Source organism: Cupriavidus pampae, assembly GCF_914271485.1.
GTDB classification, from domain to species: Bacteria; Pseudomonadota; Gammaproteobacteria; order Burkholderiales; family Burkholderiaceae; genus Cupriavidus; species Cupriavidus pampae.
This window is the reverse complement of sequence record NZ_CAJZAG010000011.1, coordinates 44,711-61,980: the sequence shown is the minus strand read 5'-3', so window position 1 is coordinate 61,980 and position 17,270 is coordinate 44,711. Positions and strand designations below refer to the sequence as shown.

The following is a 17,270-nucleotide window of genomic DNA, read 5'->3' as shown; positions in this document are numbered from 1 at the left end:
CGTTGCAAAGGAGCGGTATCCATGAAACGACTGATGAGTTTTGCGTTGATGTCGGCGACATTCGCGGCGGTAACGTTGGTGCCATCGCTGGCGGTGGCGGCTGACGCGGCCTACCAGGGCGCCCCGCGCGGGCTGACGCGCGAAGAGGTGCGGGCCGATCTCGAGGCATGGGAGAAGGCAGGTCTGCGTAACCGGTATCGCGGCGACGGCGCCCCGCCGTTCTTCGATCCTTCGCTGCAGAAGCAACTGGCCGAGTATCAGCGGCTGCGCGCGACGTCGGTGCCTGCGGCGGCGCCGCCGCCTTCGACTGGAGGGTGAAGCGTTTCCCTCGGGCTTGAGCGGGGCCGAGCGCCGGTGCTACGATGCGCGCTTGTTGCCCCCCACGATGCCTTTTATCCGATGAAACGTATTGGCCGACGCCACCTGCCGGCAATATCGAACCTGGTTGCGTTCGCCACCACCGCCCGTCTGGGCAGCATCACGCTCGCCGCGCGCGAGATGTCTCTGACGCAGAGCGCGGTCAGCAAACAGTTGTCGGAGCTCGAATCCTTCGTCGGCCTCAAGCTCGTGGAGCGGACTCCGAGCGGCGTCGTGACGACCGTGGCGGGCAAAGAATACCTGCGGCGCGTCACACGCATCATCGACGACCTTGACGACGCCACTGCCGATCTGATGGCGACGCGTGGCGAGGCCGGCAGCCTCAATCTGTCGGTGGTACCGTCGTTCGCGTCGTTCTGGCTGCTGCCGCGGCTGTCCGACTTCGCCAAGGCGCATCCCGACATCACGCTCAATATCACCACGCGCACGGGCATCCCCGACCTCAACGAGGAAGGGCTAGATGTGGCGATCGTCACCAACGCGAACCCGCCCGCGCGCTATGGCAGCGACCTCGTCATGGGGCTCGAGTCCTACCCGGTGTGCGCGCCGTCGCTGCTGGCTGGACGCGAGCTGACCTCGCTGGCGGACATCGCCGAACTGCCGCTGCTGCATCAGTCGCTATTCCCGGAAGCATGGGGTGAATTCTTCCGCGCGCACGGACACGACAAGGGGCACAACCTGGTCGGGCCGCGCTATTCGATACTCTCGCTGGGCTTTCAGGCCGCGGTCAGCGGGCTCGGCTGCGCGCTGTTGCCGGACTACCTGACCGAGCAGGCGATCGAACAGGGCCAGCTGGTCAAGCTGTCCGAGTTCTGCTTCCGCCCGCAGCAATGCTATTACCTGCTTTACTCGCCTGATCGCACCGGGGCCCCGGGCATCGCCGCCTTCCGCGGCTGGCTGCTCGAATCCGTGGCATTCCAGGGGCTCTGAATTTCTGGAATGGCCGTCTGAAAAAGGATCAATTGTTGATCTTGCGGCGCGTCTCTACAGTTTCCCTGACAGCAAACGCTGTGCAAACGGAAATCAACCTGTTGGGACGATCATGGGTTATCGAATTGGTGTGGATATTGGTGGCTCGTTCACCGATTTTGCGGTACTGAACGAGGAAACACTTCAGGTGCAGGCGCTGAAGGTGTTCTCCCGCCCGGACGAGCCGGGCGCGGAGGTCATCACGGGCGTGAAGACGCTCACCGAGCGTTATGGCATTGACCCCGCCGAAGTCACCTACTTCACGCACGGCACCACGGTCGGCGTGAACGCGGTGATTCAGCGCAAGGGTCTCAAGCTTGCGTTGTTCACCACGGAAGGCTTCTCCGACGTGCTGGAGCTGGGCCGCCTGAAACTCCCGAGCATGTTCAACCTGCTGTCCAAGCGTCCCGCGCCGCTGGTGCCGCGCGAGATGGTGTTCGGCATTCGCGAGCGTCTGTTCCGCGACGGTGCGGTCGATGAACCGCTGGATCTCGACAGCGTGGCAGAAGCGCTGGCACTGGCGAAGAAGGCCGGTGCTGAGGGCGTGGTGGTGTCGTTCCTGCATTCGTACCGCAATGCCGCGCACGAGCAGGCCGCCTGCGACCTGATCAAGACGCTGGCCTCGGAACTGCCCGTGTTCAGCTCGGCCAAGATCTGGCCGATCGTGCGCGAGTTCGAACGCACCACGACCGCGATCATCAACGGCTATGTACAGCCGCGCGTCGAGCACTATCTGTCGTCGTTCCAGAAGGCGCTGAAGCTGGCCGGCGTGCAGCCCGAGCCGCGCGTGACGAAGTCCAACGGTGGCGTAATGACCGCGGAGCAGGCCAAGCGCGAGTGCGTGCAGATGATTCTGTCGGGCACCGCGTCGGGCGTGATCGGCGCGGCATTCGTAGCAAAGGAATGCGATGTGCCGGAGTGCATGAGCCTGGATATCGGCGGCACCAGCGCGGATGTGGCGCTGATCGTGAACGGCGAGCCGCAATACGGCATTGGCGAGTACATCGGCGAGCATCAGATCTTTATCCCGTCGGTGTCGGTGACGTCGATCGGTGATGGCGGTGGCTCGATCGCATGGGTGGACTCGCTCGGCGTGCTCAAGGTGGGCCCGGACAGCGCGGGCTCCAGCCCCGGCCCGGCCTGCTTCGGCCGCGGCGGCGAGCGCCCGACCATTACCGATGCGTTCGCGGTCTGCGGCATCGTCGGTCAGGGCGAGATCGGCTTCAATGCGGTGAAGGTGGACGTCGAGCGTGCACGCACCGCGGTGGGCACGCTGGCCACGGTCCTGAACCAGACCATCGAAGAGACAGCCGAGTCGATCATCAACATCGCGGTGTCGGGCATGTTCGCGAAGGTCAGCGGTCTGGTGACGCGCTTCGGGGTGGACCCGCGTTCGATGGCCATGCTGCCGTTCGGTGGTGCGGGCCCGATGATGGGGGCGCTGCTGGCGCGCGAACTGGAGATGACGGAAATCATCGTGCCGCTGGTACCCGGTGTGTTGAGCGCGATGGGCGGCTTGATCGCCGACCTCAAGAACGATTTCATCAAGACCGTCTACGAAGATCTGGAACCGGAAACCGTCGAGACCCTGCAAACCGAGTACCGCCGCCTGCGTCGCACCGCGATCAACTGGCTGCGTGAGGAACAGGACTATCGCGGCGAAGAGCAGTACGTGTACACGGCCGATATGCGTTATCGCGGCCAGTCGTACGAGATCGAAGCGGTGATCGACGAGAAGGTGATCGAGGCAGGCGACTTCCAGGCGCTCCGCCAGGCCTTCCACGACGCGCACGAGAAGCTCTACGGCCATAGCGATCCGGAAGCATCGATCCAGATCGTCAACCTGCGCCTCGTGGTCAGCGGCAAGACGCCGCAGCCGAACATGCCGCGCATCGCGGAGGGCACCGGCAGCCCCGACCCGGTCAAGACCGTGGACGTGTGGTCGGACGGTGCACACCGCAAGACGCCTGTGTATCGCCGTGCGCAGCTGCTCGCGAATCAGGAATTCTCGGGCCCGGCCATCGTCACGCAAGACGATACGACCACCTTCGTTCCGCAGCACATGCACGTTCGTGTGGACGCTTTCGGCAACCTGCGCATCACGTCCAGCGCGGCACAAAAGGATTAAACGATGAAACTCACTCGAGCAACGCTTCAGATTCTTGCCGACTACTGCGCGGCGGCAACCGAGGTGATGGCGTACACGGTGATGCGCACCGCGCACTCCTCGTTCGTCAAAGAAACCGAGGACTTCACGACGCAGCTGGTGACCCCCGGTGGCGAGACTTTCGCCTCGCCGAAGGGCCTCGGCGCGACGTGGTACACCGGCATCAACTACTCGGGCGTGCTGCCGCTGGTCAAGGACTACCGCGAAGGCGACATCTGCCTGACCAATGATCCGTACAGCGGCTTCGTCGCCACGCACACCCCGGACATCCATATGTGGAAGCCGGTGTTCCACGAGGGCGAGCTGGTCTGCTTCGTGGCCGGTCACGTGCATAACACCGACGTCGGTGGCGCGGTGCCCGCATCGCTGTCGCGCTCGCTGAACGAAGTGCATCAGGAAGGCATCCGCATTCCCCCGACGAAGATCGTTGAAGGTGGCAAGTTCAACGACGACGTGCTGAACATCCTGCTGCTGAATGTGCGCACGCCAGACCAGAACTGGGGCGACCTGAAGGCACATATCGCCGCGATGAACTCGGGCGAACGCCGCATCCACGAGATCATCCGCCGTTTCGGCGTGGACGTGTTCAAGGCCGCGCAGGGTGAACTGCTCGACTACGCCGAGCGCCAGGCGCGCGAAGTCGTACGCGACATTCCCGATGGCGAGTACTTCTTCGCGGACTACGCCGACGAAGACTCGGTCAACGGCTATCCGTGCCGAATCGCGGTAACGCTGACGGTCAAGGGCGATGCGCTGACGATGGACTTCACCGGCAGCGATCCGCAGCTGGCGTCGTCGCTGAACATGCCAACCGGCGGTCATCCGCAGCACGCACTGGTCACGCCGGCGCTGATCTATACGCTGGCGACGCTGAACCCGCACCTCGTGCTCAACGCGGGGACCTCGCGCGTGGTCAACTCGATTCTGCCGCGCGGCACCGTGATGAACGCGGAGGCCCCGGCGGCATGCGGCATGCGCAGCCTGACCGTGGCGGTGTCGCAGCTGGCGGTGCTGGGTGCCTTCCAGCAGGCGCTGCCCGAGCGTCTGGCCGCGGCACCGGCCGGCAGCGCGTCGCTGATGAACGTCAAGACCAACGATCGGCGTGGTCGCCTGATCATGGCATCGATCGGCCCGATCAGCGGCGGTGGCGGTGGTTCGGTCTCGGACGATGGCGCCGAGGGTAGCGGCGGCAATCGTTCGTTCCTGAAAAACACGCCGGTGGAAATGATCGAAACCGAAGTGCCGATCAAGATCATGAACTATGGTCTGGTGCGCGACTCGGGCGGTGCGGGCCGCTATCGCGGTGGTCTCGGTATGGTCATGGAATTCAAGGTCTTCTCGCCGAACTCGGTGGTCACCGCGCGAAACCGCAATCGCACGCGCTTCAGCACATGGGGCGTGCTCGGTGGCAATGCCGGTGGCAACTCGCAGTTCCTGCGTAATCCGGGCCAGCCGAACGAGGTCGACCTCGTGAACTCGGACGTGGTCAGCTGCAATCCCGGTGACGTGCTGCGTATCATCGGCCCCGGCGGCGGTGGCTATGGCGACCCGTTCGAGCGTTGCGTGCACACCGTGGCGCGCGACGTTGCGGCAGGATTCGTCAGCCGCGAGGCGGCACGCTCGGTCTACGGCGTGGAGCTTACGGACGATATGGAAGTGAACGAAAGCGCTACACGCGTACTGCGCAGCGCCCGACCGCTGTGGAAGAATGGCGCGCACTTCAGCTACGGCGAGAAGCGCGACGCGTTTGAAGCGGTATGGTCGCGCAGCCGCTACGATGCCTTGACGAAGATCCTGGCGCAGGTGCCGATCACGTGGCGCCACTACGTCAAGAACACGATCTTCGCCGCAATCGGCGAGGATATCGGCGATGCGGGTCCGGCCCGGGTCAACGAGGTTTATACCGAACTGGCAAGCCGCCATTCGGATCTTCCGACGCTAACGTTCTAGGGGAAAGTCGTGAGTTATCAGCGTCGCAGTTTTATGCGTGCGATTGGCGCTCTCGGTGCCGGACTGGGTGGGGCTGCGGTCCTGCCGAGGATGGCCTGGGCAGAGAAGGCCGTCGAGTATCCGACCAGTCCGGTCAATGTGATCATCCCGTTCACCGCGGGTGGCAGTACCGACTACATGGGGCGGTTGATCACAACTGACATTGGCTCGCGCTTTGGCGGCAAATTCATTCCCGAGAACAAGCCGGGCGCGAGCGGCAGTATCGGCACGGCCGGCGTGCTGCGCGCGCAGGCCGATGGTCATACGCTGCTCTACACCACGGCCGCATTCATCACGAACCTGCTGCTGTACAAGAACCTGCCGTACGACCCGATCGCGGATTTCGCGCCGATCGCTCGCACGGTGGGGTTGCCGCTGGTGCTGACGGTAGGCAAGGAGACCGGCGTGACCTCGCTGCCCGGCCTGATCGACTACCTGAAGCGCAACCAGCAGTCGGCGTCCTACGGCAGCTACGGCATTGGTACGTCGTCGCATGTGTCGGCGTCGATCTTCCTCAAGAAGATCGGTCTGCCGTCGATCGTGCATGTCCCCTACAAGGACAACCGCATCACGAGCGACCTCGTCGAAGGCCGGCTGACGTTCATGATGGAAGCATGGTCGGTGGCGGCACCGATGGTGCAGGCCGGGCGCGCGGTGGCGCTGGGCGTCACCAGCGACCAGCCACTGCCGTTCTCGCCGCAGTTGCCGACGATCCAGAGCGTTATCCGCGACAAGTACAACCTGGTCTCGTGGCATGCGGTATTGGCCAAGAAGAAGACGCCGGACGACATCCTCGACCTGCTCAACCGGGAAATCAACGTGTCGCTCGCCAAGGAGCGCATTCAGAAATCGGTCAACGACATGGGCTTCCTGAAGTTCGCGCCGATGTCGCGCCCGGCCATGACGCCATTCCTGACGGACGAGCTGGCGCGCTGGAAGCTGCTGATGGCGGAAGCCGGCGTTCCGATGGTGTGAGGTGAAACGAGTACTGTGAGGGCTTTCCGCACGGCGCAGCGATCTGCGCCATGCGGTTTTTTGCGTTTGAGGATCGGACTATCTGGTGGCTTCGGTGGCCACAACCCGCTCACGCGGGCGGTAGTCGATCAGGCTGGAGAACACCGCGATGCCAACGGCCATGACCACGAAGAACAGCAGCGCCAGGAAGTACGAGCCGGACCATTGCACGATCACGCCGATCAGTACCGGCACCACCACGCCGGCCATATTGCCGCAGAAGTTCATGGTGCCGCCGAGCACGCCGGCGCGCGCGGGGCCGCCGATCACCGCCGGCAGGCTCCAGTACATGCCGCAGAAGCGGATAAAGAACAGCGCCACGCACAGCAGGCCCACCACCACCGCGGAGTCGGCGATATAAGCGGCCGCCAGAATGCACGCGGCGGCGATCAGCGACGAGCCGCTGAACATCGTGCGCATGACAAGATTCGGCGATGCGCCTGAGGACTTCCACTTGTCGCCGATATAGCCGCCGATCAGCTCGCCGACAAAGCCCGACATAAAGATCAGAAAGGTCGCGCCGCCCATTGCGGCGATGTTGAAACCGTGCGCCTTGTGCAGGTAGCTCGGCATCCATGTGAGCAGGCCATAGAACACCGCCAGAATGCAGCTATAGCCGGCGAACATCGCGAGCACCGAGCGGTCGCGGATCAGCTCGCGAAATGGCACCTGCTCGGCAGCGGCATGGTTATCGGCGGCATTGCCGCGCTCGATGTGCTCGAGCTCGGCCGCGTTGACGTCGGGATGCTCGGACGGATGGTTGCGGATATAGCGCCATGCCAGAAAGCCCGCCAGCATCGTGCCGACCCCGGCGATCACAAACGCGATGCGCCATGAGCCCAGCCACGAGATCAGGCCCGCGATGATGATCGCGCCGAAGGCGCTGCCGAGGGGCGCACCGCCATCGACCAGCACCGCGCCGCGGCCGCGCTCGTGCGGCGTAAGCCAGGAGCCGATCAGCTTGGCGCCCGACGGCATGATCGGCGACTCGGATACGCCAAGTCCCATGCGCGTCAGCAACAGGATGATCCAGTTGTGCGAGACCGCCGCGAGGGCCTGGAACGCGCCCCACGCGATGGTCGCCGCGGCGATGATGCCGCGCGTGTGATAGCGGTCCAGCATCATGCCGGCCGGAATCTGCATCAGCGCGTACGACCAGAAGAACGCGCTCAGCATCAGCCCCTCGATGGCTGGCGTGAGGTTGAACTCGGGGGCGATCAGCGGCAACGCGACCGACAGCGACGCGCGGTCGATGTAGTTGATCGCGGTCAGCAGCAGCATGATCAGGAAAATGCGCCAGCGCACGTTGGTCGGCCGCATCGCGGCGGCATGCGACGGTGCGTGTGGCGCGGGAATGGCGGAAGGATGCGTGGTTGGCATGGCTGTCTCTCTTTGTTGTGTTCGGGGCGAAGCGAGTCGCCACGGCACTGTATGAGCCGTCCATGCGATTGGCTAATGACGCGTTGTGATCACGTGATAACCAACGGATATGCACCGCCACCACGCCGCGCTTTGGTTATCGGGGCATCACGCCTTTTCATTAGGCAGCGTCGGCGAGGGTTTGTAACGTTGGAAGCCGGAGACACATCAGGACGACAACATGCACGCTTTCCCCTATTACTTCCCCACCACGCTCAAGTACGGCAACGGCCTTGCCGCCCAGGCCGGTGCGCTGATTCGTCAATTCGTGCCCGCCGACGGCAAGCTGCTGGTCGTCACCGACGAAGGGCTGATGCGCAGCGGCGTGCTGGACAGCTTCTTCGCCTCGCTGCGCGCGGCCGAGATTGCCTACGAAACGTTCGACGGGGTCGCGCCCAACCCCGACACCGCCGTACTCGAACGCGCGGTGGGGTTCCTCAAGCAGCATGGCTGCACCGCGGTAGCTGGCGTCGGTGGCGGCAGCAGCATCGACACCGCCAAGGGTGTGGCCGCGATGGCCACCAGCCCGGGTTCGATTCTCGACTACGAAGGCTACGACCGCATTCGCGAGACGCCGCTGCCGATCGTCGCGTTGCCGACGACGTCTGGCACAGGCAGCGAATGCACGGCATCGACGGTGTTCACCAACCGCGAGACGCTGTTCAAGACCGTGATCATCAGCCCGAAGCTGTTTCCGCAGCTCGCGATCCTCGATCCCGAGCTGACGCTGCGGCTGCCGCCGGCGATCACCGCCGCCACGGGCATGGATGCGCTCACGCATGCCATTGAATCGTATGTGTCCAAGCAGGCGAACCCCATCAGCCAGGCGCTCGCGCTCCACGCGATTCGCATGATCGGCCGCAGCCTGCGCAAGGCCTACTATGTGGGCGCGGACCTGCCCGCGCGCGAAGATTTGCTGATGGGCTCGTTCCTGGCGGGCGTGGCGTTCTCGCAGTCCAAGCTCGGCAACGTGCACGCGATCTCGCACACCATGGGCGGCGTGTTCAATATCGCTCACGGCATCGCCAATGCGGCGCTGCTGCCCTATGTGCTGGCCTTCAATGTGCCGGCTTGCCCCGAACGCTTCCGCGACATCGCGCAGGCACTTGGCGCCGACGTCGCCGGTCTCGACGATCTGGCCGCCGCGCGGCGCGTGGTCGAGGAAATCCGCGCGCTCAACCGCGCGCTGGACATTCCGTCGAACATTCGTGAGCTCGGGGTGGACCTCGCCCATCTACCGCAGATGGTCAAGGACTCGATGCGCAGCGGCAACGTGCTCGTCAATCCGCGCCTGACCAATGCCGGCGATATCGAACGCATCATCGTTGCGGCACACCGCGGCAATATCGAAGAGATTGTTTAACATCCACTCATTAGGAAGCACCATGTATTTTGAAATGCGGACCTATACGGTCCAGATCGGCAAGATGAAGGACTACCTGCGCCATTTCGAAAAGGAGGGGTTGCCCGTCATCTCGCGCTACGCGAAGCTCGTGGGCTGGTGGTACACCGAGATCGGCGAACTGAACCAGGTCGTGCATATCTGGGCGTACGAAAGCCTCGACGACCGCATCGCGCGTCGCAATGCACTCTACGAAGACAAGGACTGGCTCGAAAAATTCGTGCCGGTGGCCTTCCCGATGCTGGTCAAGATGGAGTCGAAGCTGCTGCGCCCCGCGGATTTCTCGCCGATCAAGTAATGCGCGGCAGGGGTCAGTAGCAGGGGGCTAGTCGTGCGGCAACGCTTCGTCGGGGAGCGGCGCCGTGCGATGGGCCCGCAGTGCATCGATCAGCAGACGCGCACCGGGCGACAGTTGCGTGCCTGTGCGCGTGATGACGCCGTAGGGATCCTCGAGCGCGCGCATCGCGACAGGCAGCCGTACGAGCATGCCGAAGCGTTCGCCGAACTCGGCTACCGCGCGCGGCATTACCGCGACGAGGTCGGGCGTTTCCTGCAGCATCGTCAGCATCGCAAACGCGGATGCCGTTTCCAGCGGATAACGCGGCAGATCGATGCCGGCATCGCCGAGCTCGCGCTCCAGCGTGTTGCGCATCGGCGTGTTTACCGGGTAGGCCATCCACGGCAGCCCGGCCAGATCGGCCAGCGCGAGCGAAGACTCGCCGGCCAGCCGGTGCGAGGGCGCGGCCACTACGGCGAGCGGCTCCATCTCCAGTTCCATGCAGTCGTACGCGCCGGGGCGGCGGCTCACGCCGCATCGACACAATGCGAGGTCGATGCGACCTTCGTCTAGCAGAGCGAGCAGCGTGGCGCTGGTGTTCTCGATGATCTCGACCGATAAATGCGGCTGCTGCTCGCGCACGGCGGTGATGGCGCGTGTCAGCAGCGGGATCGCACCCATGATGACGCCCACCGCGAGGTGGCCGCCGTGACCATGTGCGATCGCGGTGATCTCCGCGTGCAGATGTTCGAGGTCGCTGTAGATCAGCCGCGCATAGCGCGTCACACACTGGCCGAGTTCGTTGGCAACCAGCCCCTTGGGCTGGCGTTCGAACAACGCCATGCCGAGGATGTCCTCGATCTCGCGCAGCGCCTTGGTGGCCCCCGGTTGCGAGATGGCGATCTCGTCGGCCGCCTTGTGCAGCGAGCCGTGATTGTCGAGTGCGATCAGCAGCCGCAACTGCTTGAGGCGCAGCCGCGAGGCAATGGTGGCGAGGGAGGGCAGGGGCGTGGAGCGCATGCGGGGCGTGCAAAAGCCCACACTATACCAACGGCATAACCGCCATGCATCGGCCGATCAGGTCTTTTCATTAGCCGCGTGGCGCAATGGCTCATAGAGTGCTCCGACATTGGCGAAGGAGACATTTATGACCACCGAGCATTTCAAGCAGTTCATCAAGGGCGAGCAGGTCGGGGCAAGCGACGTCGTGCTGTACAGCGTCGACGCCACCACTGGCGAGCGCCTGCCGTACACCTTCCGCGAGGCGACCGCTGGCGAAGTAGATGCCGCCGCCAGGGCCGCGGCAACGGCATACCCGGCCTTCCGCGCGCTGCCGCCCGAGCAACGCGCGCGCTTTCTTGACGCCGTGGCGGACGGACTCGATGCGCTCGATGCGAGCTTTATCGAACTGGTGTGCCGCGAGAGTGCGTTGCCATCAGGACGCATCACGGGCGAGCGCGCGCGCACGAGTGGCCAACTGCGGCTGTTCGCCACCGTGTTGCGTCGCGGCGATTACCTCGGCGCACGCATCGACCTCGCGCTACCGCAACGCACACCGCTGCCGCGCGCGGACCTGCGTCAGTACCGCATTGGCGTAGGCCCGGTGGCCGTGTTCGGCGCCAGCAATTTCCCGCTCGCGTTCTCCACTGCTGGTGGCGACACTGCCGCCGCGCTCGCGGCTGGCTGCCCGGTCGTGTTCAAGGCGCACCCGAGCCATATGGCCACCGCGGCGATGGTGGCCGAAGTGATCGTCGACGCCGCGCGCCGTACCGGTATGCCCGCTGGTGTTTTCAACATGATCTACGGCGACCGCGTGGGAGAGCCGTTGGTCAAGCACCCGGAGATCCGCGCGGTGGGCTTCACCGGCTCGCTGCGCGGGGGCCGCGCGCTCTGCGATATGGCTGCCGCAAGGCCGCATCCAATTCCGGTGTTTGCCGAGATGAGCAGTGTCAATCCGCTGATCCTGATGCCGCATGCACTCGAACGCCGCGCGCCGGCGATTGCCACGCAACTGGCGGCCTCGGTCGCGCTGGGAGCCGGGCAGTTCTGCACCAATCCCGGTCTGATCCTCGCGGTGCGCTCACCCGCGCTCGGTGCATTTATCGAGCAATTCCAGGCTGCGATCACTGATGTCGCGCCGCAGGTCATGTTGAATAGCGCCGGCCTCGCGCACTACGAGCAGGGGCTCGGCCGCTTTGCGGATACACCGGGCATGACCTTGCTCGCGCAGGGCACCGCCGCGCCGGGGCGCGCGCCGGCGCAACTGTGGCGCGCCGATAGCGCGTTGTTGTTCCAAGCCGATGGACGTCTGCAGCAGGAAGTGTTCGGTCCGTGCACGGTGCTCGTCGAATTCGATGATGCGGAGCAATTGCTAAAGGCCGTGCAGGCGCTGGAGGGGCAGCTTACCGCCACGTTGATTGCGGAGCGCGAGGACCTCGCCAACGCGGGGGCGCTGGTGGCTGTGCTCGAGGAGAAGGCGGGGCGCCTGCTGGTCAATGCATATCCGACCGGCGTCGAGGTTTGCGATGCGATGGTGCATGGCGGGCCATACCCCGCCACGTCCGATGCGCGCGGCACCTCGGTGGGCACGCTTGCCATCGATCGCTTTCTGCGGCCCGTGTGCTATCAGGACTTCGACGATGCGCTACTGCCCGAAGCGCTGCGCGATGCCAATCCGCTTGGCATCGAGCGCCTGGTCAACGGCGTGCGCACGCGCGACGCCGTGGTGCGACCGCAGTAATCAAGCAGGGTCGCGCAGAATCACGTCGTCGCGCTCGGCGCCGGTGGTGACCATCGTCACCGGCACGCCGACCTCTGCCTCGATCGCCTCGATCAACGCAACGGCTTCCGCGGGCAGCGCATCCATCGTGCGCGCGCCCTGCGTCGGCCGCGACCAACCCGCGAACTCGCGCAGCACGGGACGTACGCCCACCAGCGCGGCATCGCTGGCCGGGATGTAGTCGATGCGCTGGCCATCGCGCTCGTAGCCCACGCAAAGGCTGATCGAGTCGAAGCCATCGAGCACATCGAGCTTGGTCAGCGCCAGCTGATCGATGCCGCTCACCTTGGCGGCCTGCCGCAGCTGCACGGCATCCAGCCAACCACAGCGGCGTGGCCGGCCGGTGTTCACGCCATACTCGCGGCCGCGGTCGCGCAATTGCTCACCGAGCGCGCCATCGAGTTCGGACACAAATGGACCCTCGCCCACGCGGGTCGCATAGACCTTGCTGACGCCCAGCACGGTGCCGATGCGCGACGGCGCAATGCCGGTACCGCTGGCCGCGCCCGCCGCCACCGTGCTCGACGATGTCACATACGGATAGCTGCCCCAGTCGATATCGAGCATCACGGCCTGCGAGCCTTCGAATACGACGGACTGTCCAGCTTGATAGGCGGCATCGAGCTGCTCCCACACGCGTCCCACAAACGGCAGGAGCTTCGGCGCCATCGCCAGCAATGCGTCGAGCAGCGGCGCCTTCTCGAACGTTTCGAGGCCCAGGCCACGGAACCATGCGTTGTGATGGGCCAGCAGGAGGTCGAGCCGTTGCGACAGATACGCCGGATCCGCCAGATCGCAGACGCGCAGCGCGCGTCGGCCCACCTTGTCTTCATACGCAGGGCCGATGCCGCGCAGCGTGGTGCCGATCGGCTTGTCGCGTAGCTGCTCCTGCGCGGCGTCGATCGCACGATGGATCGGCAGCACCAGCGTCGCGGTTTCGGCAATCTGCAGCACCTCGGGCGTGATGCGCACGCCGAGCGCTTCCATGCGCGCGATCTCCGCCAGCAGGGCCTCCGGGTCCAGCGCCACGCCATTGCCGATCATGCCGCGCTTGCCACGCACCACGCCGCTCGGCAGCAGTGCGAGCTTGTAGGTCTGGCCGTTCACGACGAGCGTATGGCCGGCGTTATGGCCGCCGTTGTAGCGCGCCACGATATCGGCGCGCTCGGCCAGCCAGTCCACGATCCGGCCTTTGCCTTCATCGCCCCATTGCGCGCCCACGACCACGACATTCGACATCGATTTCTCCCACTGGTGACTAAACGAGACAGAAGGACGCAATGTAAATGGCATCCCAGCTAAGGAAAATCGATATAAACTCAGGTTATCTGTCAGGAAAAATCACATATACCGGAATGTCTACCTTATGTCACGCCGCCTGCCGCCGCTGAACGCGGTCCGCGTCTTCGAAGCCGCCGCACGCCTCGAAAGCTTCACCGCGGCGGCGGAAGAGTTGTTCGTCACGCACGGCGCTGTCAGCCGGCAGGTGGCGCAGCTCGAGTCCTGGCTTGGTCATGATCTATTCGAGAGGCGTGGCCGCAGGGTGGTATTGACCGCGCTTGGTCGTAGCTATCTGTCGGAGGTGTCGGCGGCATTGGACCGTCTGGCGCTGGCCACTGCGGAGCAACTCAAGGCGTCGCGGCAGCAGGTGATTCGCGTCAATGCGCCAACGACATTCGCGTTGCGTTGGCTGCTGCCGCAGTTGTCAGGGTTTCAGTTAACGCATCCGTCGATCGAAGTCAGGCTCAATACCTCGGACGAGCCGATCGATCGCGTGCGCGAGCCGTTTGATGTCGCGATTCGCGGCGGCGAGCAGAAGCCTGCGGGCTACGTGGTTACCGAGTTCCTTACCGAAGTGCGATTGCCGGTATGTTCGCCAAAGGTGTTGCAGGCGCATCCGATTCACGAGGTGTCGGACCTCGCGCAGCACACGTTACTGCATACGGCGACGTATCCGGAGTTATGGGCGCAGTGGCTCGCGGCGTGTGGCAACCCGCAACTGTCGGCGCAGTCGCTGCAGCTCGACCACTTCTATCTGACGCTGCAGGCGGCAATCGATGGGCTGGGCATCGCGATGGGTCCGACCGCGCTGGTGGCGCTGGATGTCAAGGAGGGTCGCCTCGTGTTTCCGTTCGAGGGACCGTCGCTGCCGGCGTGGCGCTATGGCTGCTATGTGCACAACGCGCGCCGCGAGGAGCCCGCCATTGCGGCGTTTGTGGATTGGCTGCGCGAGGTGGGCGCGCGGTTCTCTGCGACCTGATCTGCGACCTGATCTGCGACCTGATCTGCGAACTGAGCTCCCAACCGAGCGCGCATCAGGGGCGCCACACGCGCTCGTTCTCCACCTCGACCACACCATACGCGGGCACGCGCGTAGACCCGCGAACCACCAGATCGCCCGCAACCACCTCACTGCGGCCGCTGTCGGTGCCCTGCAATTGCGCATCGATCATTGCGACCGCGCGCGCGGACATCGCGCGCACCGGCTGACGGAACGTCGTCAACGAGAACTCCGGCCACGCCGCCATCGGCAGGTCATCGAAGCCTGCGATCGAAATGTCTCGCCCTACCGTCAAGCCGAACTCGGCGCGCGCCACGCCCAGCACGGCGAGGGCCATGTAGTCGTTGGCACAGAAGATCGCATCGGGCGGCGCGTCGCTACCGAGCAGCATGCGCGCGGCGGTCTGCGCTTCGTCGAACGCGTAGTGCGCGACCGCACGCTGCACAGGTTTCCCAGCCTCCTCGATCGTGGCCAGGAACGCGGCCTCGCGCTCGCGGCTCGTCGATGCGGTCTCGAGCCCGGCAATAAACGCAAAACGCTGGTGTTCGCAGGCGAGCAGAAAGCGCGCAACGGTCGCCGCACCGCCGTGGTTGTCACCTACCACGCTCGACACGGTGCTGCGCTCGGCGGTGCGGTTGAGTTGCACCACGGGCAAGCCGATATTCTGGCATTCGTCGGCCAGCCCCGAAGACAGCGTTGATGACACCAGAATCAAAGCATCGACGCGATAGTTCAGTACCTCGTCGAGTACAGGATCGGGGGTGCCGCGCGCGGGGGCGTTGAACAACAGGATGCGATAGCCGGCCGCGGCAAGATCCGCGGACAGCGCCTCGAGCACCGACGAGTAGAACGGGTTCTGCAGGCCGGGAATGACCACGCCGATAATGGTCGAGCGGCGCTTGATCAGCGAGCGCGCAATCAGGTTGGGCCGATAGCCAAGCTGCTCGGCGGCAGCCTGCACGCGTCGGCGCGTGTCGTCGGAGATGCTGGCACCCGGCGTAAAGCAGCGTGACACCGCCGATTGCGACACACCCGCGAGCGCGGCCACGTCATGCGCGGTGGGCGCACGGCGTGGTAATCCTGTCTTCTGCGGCGGCCGGTCCGGACTCGATGCCATGTCACCCCGATTTGCGATATGGAACGGCCAGCATTGTCGCAGATAACTGCGTGCGAGCCGTCGCCTGATTACGTGAGGCCACTTGCTTTTGGACGACAATGGGCGACATGGACGCCCCTCACTCACACGATCCCATCGCCATGACGCAAGCGCAGGAACTCGACAAGGCCAAGCGCCAGGCCATGGCATTGTTGCTAGCGGCTGCGGCGGTATTCGTCGCCACGCTCTTCCTGCCACGCGGCCTTGCAACCGACTGGATCCGCGCCGCCGCGGAAGCCGCGATGGTGGGCGGCCTGGCCGACTGGTTCGCGGTGGCGGCACTGTTCCGCCGCATTCCGATACCGGGCCTCTCCGGCCATACCAACATCATCATTCGCAAACGCGACGATATTGCCGATGGTCTGGCGGTGTTCGTGAAGGAGAAGTTCCTCGACAAGGACTCGGTGGTCGCGCTGATCGATCGACACAACCCAGCACAGGCTGTCGCGGACTGGCTCGACTCGGCCGCGAACACGCGAAGAATCGGCGATGCGGTAGCGAAGTTTCTGCGCGGTGCGCTCGATCTGCTGGACGAAGAGGACATGCGCAAGTTCGCGCGCGATGCCGTCGATGCGGTGCTGCGTAGGATCGATCTGACGCAGGCAGCGGCGGACATCCTCGACACGCTGACGCGCGACAACCGTCATCAGGTGCTGCTCAGGGAATCGATCACACATCTGGTGGCGCTGCTCAACGAGCCGGATACGCGCACGCTGATTGCCGCGCGCATCGTCGAGTGGCTCAAGGTCGAACATCCCGCCAAGGAGAAGGTGCTGCCGACCGAATGGATCGGCAATCGCGGCGCTGACATGATTGCCGCCGCGCTGATGCGCATCCTGACGCAGGTGGAACAGGACGATAGCCACGAACTACGCAAGAAGTTCGACGAGGTCACGCAGGACCTGATCCGCCGTCTGCGCGAAGATGCCGCGTTCAGTGCCAAGGCCAACGATATCAAGCGATACCTTCAGGAGCATCCAGCCCTGCACGCCTATATCGGCGAGCTGTGGAACGACTGGCGCGAGCGCCTGAAAGCGGATCTCGGTCGCACCGCGTCATCGATCTACAAGCGAGTGGTGGCGGCAGGGCAGTGGGTCGGCGCCGAACTCGCGCACAACGAATCGCTGCGACAGTCCATCAACCAGCATCTGCGCGACGCCGCCGAGAAAATGGCGCCCGACTTCGCGGACTTCATCACGCGGCATATCAGCGGCACGGTACGTAGTTGGAACGCGCGCGACATGTCGCGGCAGATCGAACTCAACGTGGGCAAGGACCTGCAATACATCCGCATGAACGGCACGATCGTGGGTGGACTGATTGGGGCGGTGTTGTATCTGGTGGCGCAATTGCCCACGTGGCTAGGCACGTAGGTGTTGCGCCAGTGTGACATTAATATCTGATGTAAATATTTTTTATATCAGGGTGGTGGCGGTCAC

The 17,270-nt window shown here is 64.5% G+C and carries 14 protein-coding genes; 10 read left to right on the top strand and 4 right to left on the bottom strand.

The window, feature by feature from the left end; all coding sequences use genetic code 11:
* Positions 1-21 precede the first annotated feature (21 nt).
* The 5 genes from LDO41_RS25805 to LDO41_RS25785 all read left to right on the top strand — a co-directional run bounded on the left by LDO41_RS25805 (position 22) and on the right by LDO41_RS25785 (position 6,478).
* The gene (locus LDO41_RS25805) at positions 22-318 is read left to right on the top strand and encodes a DUF4148 domain-containing protein (RefSeq protein ID WP_223993533.1); all 297 of its coding nucleotides are present in this window, start codon (positions 22-24) and stop codon (positions 316-318) included.
* A gap of 81 nt (positions 319-399) precedes the next feature.
* On the top strand, positions 400-1,308 hold the full coding sequence (locus tag LDO41_RS25800) for a LysR family transcriptional regulator (protein ID WP_223993532.1): 909 nt from the start codon (positions 400-402) through the stop codon (positions 1,306-1,308).
* A 112-nt stretch (positions 1,309-1,420) separates the two neighbouring features.
* Entirely contained in the window at positions 1,421-3,475 is a 2,055-nt protein-coding gene (locus LDO41_RS25795) for a hydantoinase/oxoprolinase family protein (RefSeq protein ID WP_223993530.1), read from the top strand.
* A 3-nt stretch (positions 3,476-3,478) separates the two neighbouring features.
* Positions 3,479-5,464 carry a hydantoinase B/oxoprolinase family protein gene (locus tag LDO41_RS25790; protein ID WP_223993528.1) on the top strand — a complete coding sequence of 662 codons (1,986 nt, stop codon included), beginning with the start codon at positions 3,479-3,481 and terminating at the stop codon, positions 5,462-5,464.
* Positions 5,465-5,473: 9 nt separating this feature from the next.
* Positions 5,474-6,478: a Bug family tripartite tricarboxylate transporter substrate binding protein gene (locus LDO41_RS25785; RefSeq protein WP_223993526.1), complete on the top strand. Its 1,005-nt coding sequence runs from the start codon at positions 5,474-5,476 to the stop codon at positions 6,476-6,478.
* 78 nt (positions 6,479-6,556) lie between these two features.
* Here the strand turns inward: LDO41_RS25785 and LDO41_RS25780 are convergent, their stop codons facing one another.
* Entirely contained in the window at positions 6,557-7,897 is a 1,341-nt protein-coding gene (locus LDO41_RS25780) for an MFS transporter (RefSeq protein ID WP_223993524.1), read from the bottom strand.
* Positions 7,898-8,117: 220 nt separating this feature from the next.
* Here LDO41_RS25780 and LDO41_RS25775 point away from each other — a divergent pair, with 220 nt between their 5' ends.
* Together LDO41_RS25775 and LDO41_RS25770 are read left to right on the top strand one after the other, a co-directional pair.
* Positions 8,118-9,299 carry an iron-containing alcohol dehydrogenase gene (locus LDO41_RS25775; RefSeq protein ID WP_223993521.1) on the top strand — a complete coding sequence of 394 codons (1,182 nt, stop codon included), beginning with the start codon at positions 8,118-8,120 and terminating at the stop codon, positions 9,297-9,299.
* A gap of 22 nt (positions 9,300-9,321) precedes the next feature.
* Positions 9,322-9,636, top strand: coding sequence for an NIPSNAP family protein (locus tag LDO41_RS25770; RefSeq protein WP_223993519.1), 315 nt, complete (start codon positions 9,322-9,324; stop codon positions 9,634-9,636).
* A gap of 27 nt (positions 9,637-9,663) precedes the next feature.
* Here LDO41_RS25770 and LDO41_RS25765 read toward each other — a convergent pair whose 3' ends face one another.
* Complete coding sequence (locus tag LDO41_RS25765; RefSeq protein WP_223993518.1) at positions 9,664-10,635, bottom strand: LysR family transcriptional regulator; 972 nt, start codon at positions 10,633-10,635, stop codon at positions 9,664-9,666.
* 127 nt (positions 10,636-10,762) lie between these two features.
* On the opposite strand from LDO41_RS25765, the gene LDO41_RS25760 reads away from it, so the two are divergent.
* Positions 10,763-12,355 carry an aldehyde dehydrogenase (NADP(+)) gene (locus tag LDO41_RS25760; protein ID WP_223993517.1) on the top strand — a complete coding sequence of 531 codons (1,593 nt, stop codon included), beginning with the start codon at positions 10,763-10,765 and terminating at the stop codon, positions 12,353-12,355.
* On the opposite strand, the gene LDO41_RS25755 is transcribed toward LDO41_RS25760, so the two are convergent.
* The gene (locus LDO41_RS25755) at positions 12,356-13,633 is read right to left on the bottom strand and encodes an adenylosuccinate synthase (protein ID WP_223993516.1); all 1,278 of its coding nucleotides are present in this window, start codon (positions 13,631-13,633) and stop codon (positions 12,356-12,358) included.
* 127 nt (positions 13,634-13,760) lie between these two features.
* Here LDO41_RS25755 and gcvA point away from each other — a divergent pair, with 127 nt between their 5' ends.
* Positions 13,761-14,654 carry a transcriptional regulator GcvA gene (gcvA, locus tag LDO41_RS25750; RefSeq protein WP_223993515.1) on the top strand — a complete coding sequence of 298 codons (894 nt, stop codon included), beginning with the start codon at positions 13,761-13,763 and terminating at the stop codon, positions 14,652-14,654.
* Between the two features lie 55 nt (positions 14,655-14,709).
* Here the strand turns inward: gcvA and LDO41_RS25745 are convergent, their stop codons facing one another.
* The gene (locus LDO41_RS25745; RefSeq protein WP_223993514.1) at positions 14,710-15,792 is read right to left on the bottom strand and encodes a LacI family DNA-binding transcriptional regulator; all 1,083 of its coding nucleotides are present in this window, start codon (positions 15,790-15,792) and stop codon (positions 14,710-14,712) included.
* Between the two features lie 140 nt (positions 15,793-15,932).
* On the opposite strand from LDO41_RS25745, the gene LDO41_RS25740 reads away from it, so the two are divergent.
* The gene (locus LDO41_RS25740) at positions 15,933-17,204 is read left to right on the top strand and encodes a DUF445 domain-containing protein (protein WP_223993512.1); all 1,272 of its coding nucleotides are present in this window, start codon (positions 15,933-15,935) and stop codon (positions 17,202-17,204) included.
* The last annotated feature ends 66 nt before the right edge of the window (positions 17,205-17,270 follow it).

Coding starts and splice junctions, on each gene's coding strand:
- LDO41_RS25805 (WP_223993533.1), top strand. CDS start 22: ATGAAACGACTGATGAGTTTTGCGTTGATGTCGGCGACATTCGCGGCG.
- LDO41_RS25800 (WP_223993532.1), top strand. CDS start 400: ATGAAACGTATTGGCCGACGCCACCTGCCGGCAATATCGAACCTGGTT.
- LDO41_RS25795 (WP_223993530.1), top strand. CDS start 1,421: ATGGGTTATCGAATTGGTGTGGATATTGGTGGCTCGTTCACCGATTTT.
- LDO41_RS25790 (WP_223993528.1), top strand. CDS start 3,479: ATGAAACTCACTCGAGCAACGCTTCAGATTCTTGCCGACTACTGCGCG.
- LDO41_RS25780 (WP_223993524.1), bottom strand. CDS start 7,897: ATGCCAACCACGCATCCTTCCGCCATTCCCGCGCCACACGCACCGTCG.
- LDO41_RS25775 (WP_223993521.1), top strand. CDS start 8,118: ATGCACGCTTTCCCCTATTACTTCCCCACCACGCTCAAGTACGGCAAC.
- LDO41_RS25770 (WP_223993519.1), top strand. CDS start 9,322: ATGTATTTTGAAATGCGGACCTATACGGTCCAGATCGGCAAGATGAAG.
- LDO41_RS25765 (WP_223993518.1), bottom strand. CDS start 10,635: ATGCGCTCCACGCCCCTGCCCTCCCTCGCCACCATTGCCTCGCGGCTG.
- LDO41_RS25760 (WP_223993517.1), top strand. CDS start 10,763: ATGACCACCGAGCATTTCAAGCAGTTCATCAAGGGCGAGCAGGTCGGG.
- LDO41_RS25755 (WP_223993516.1), bottom strand. CDS start 13,633: ATGTCGAATGTCGTGGTCGTGGGCGCGCAATGGGGCGATGAAGGCAAA.
- gcvA (WP_223993515.1), top strand. CDS start 13,761: ATGTCACGCCGCCTGCCGCCGCTGAACGCGGTCCGCGTCTTCGAAGCC.
- LDO41_RS25745 (WP_223993514.1), bottom strand. CDS start 15,792: ATGGCATCGAGTCCGGACCGGCCGCCGCAGAAGACAGGATTACCACGC.
- LDO41_RS25740 (WP_223993512.1), top strand. CDS start 15,933: ATGACGCAAGCGCAGGAACTCGACAAGGCCAAGCGCCAGGCCATGGCA.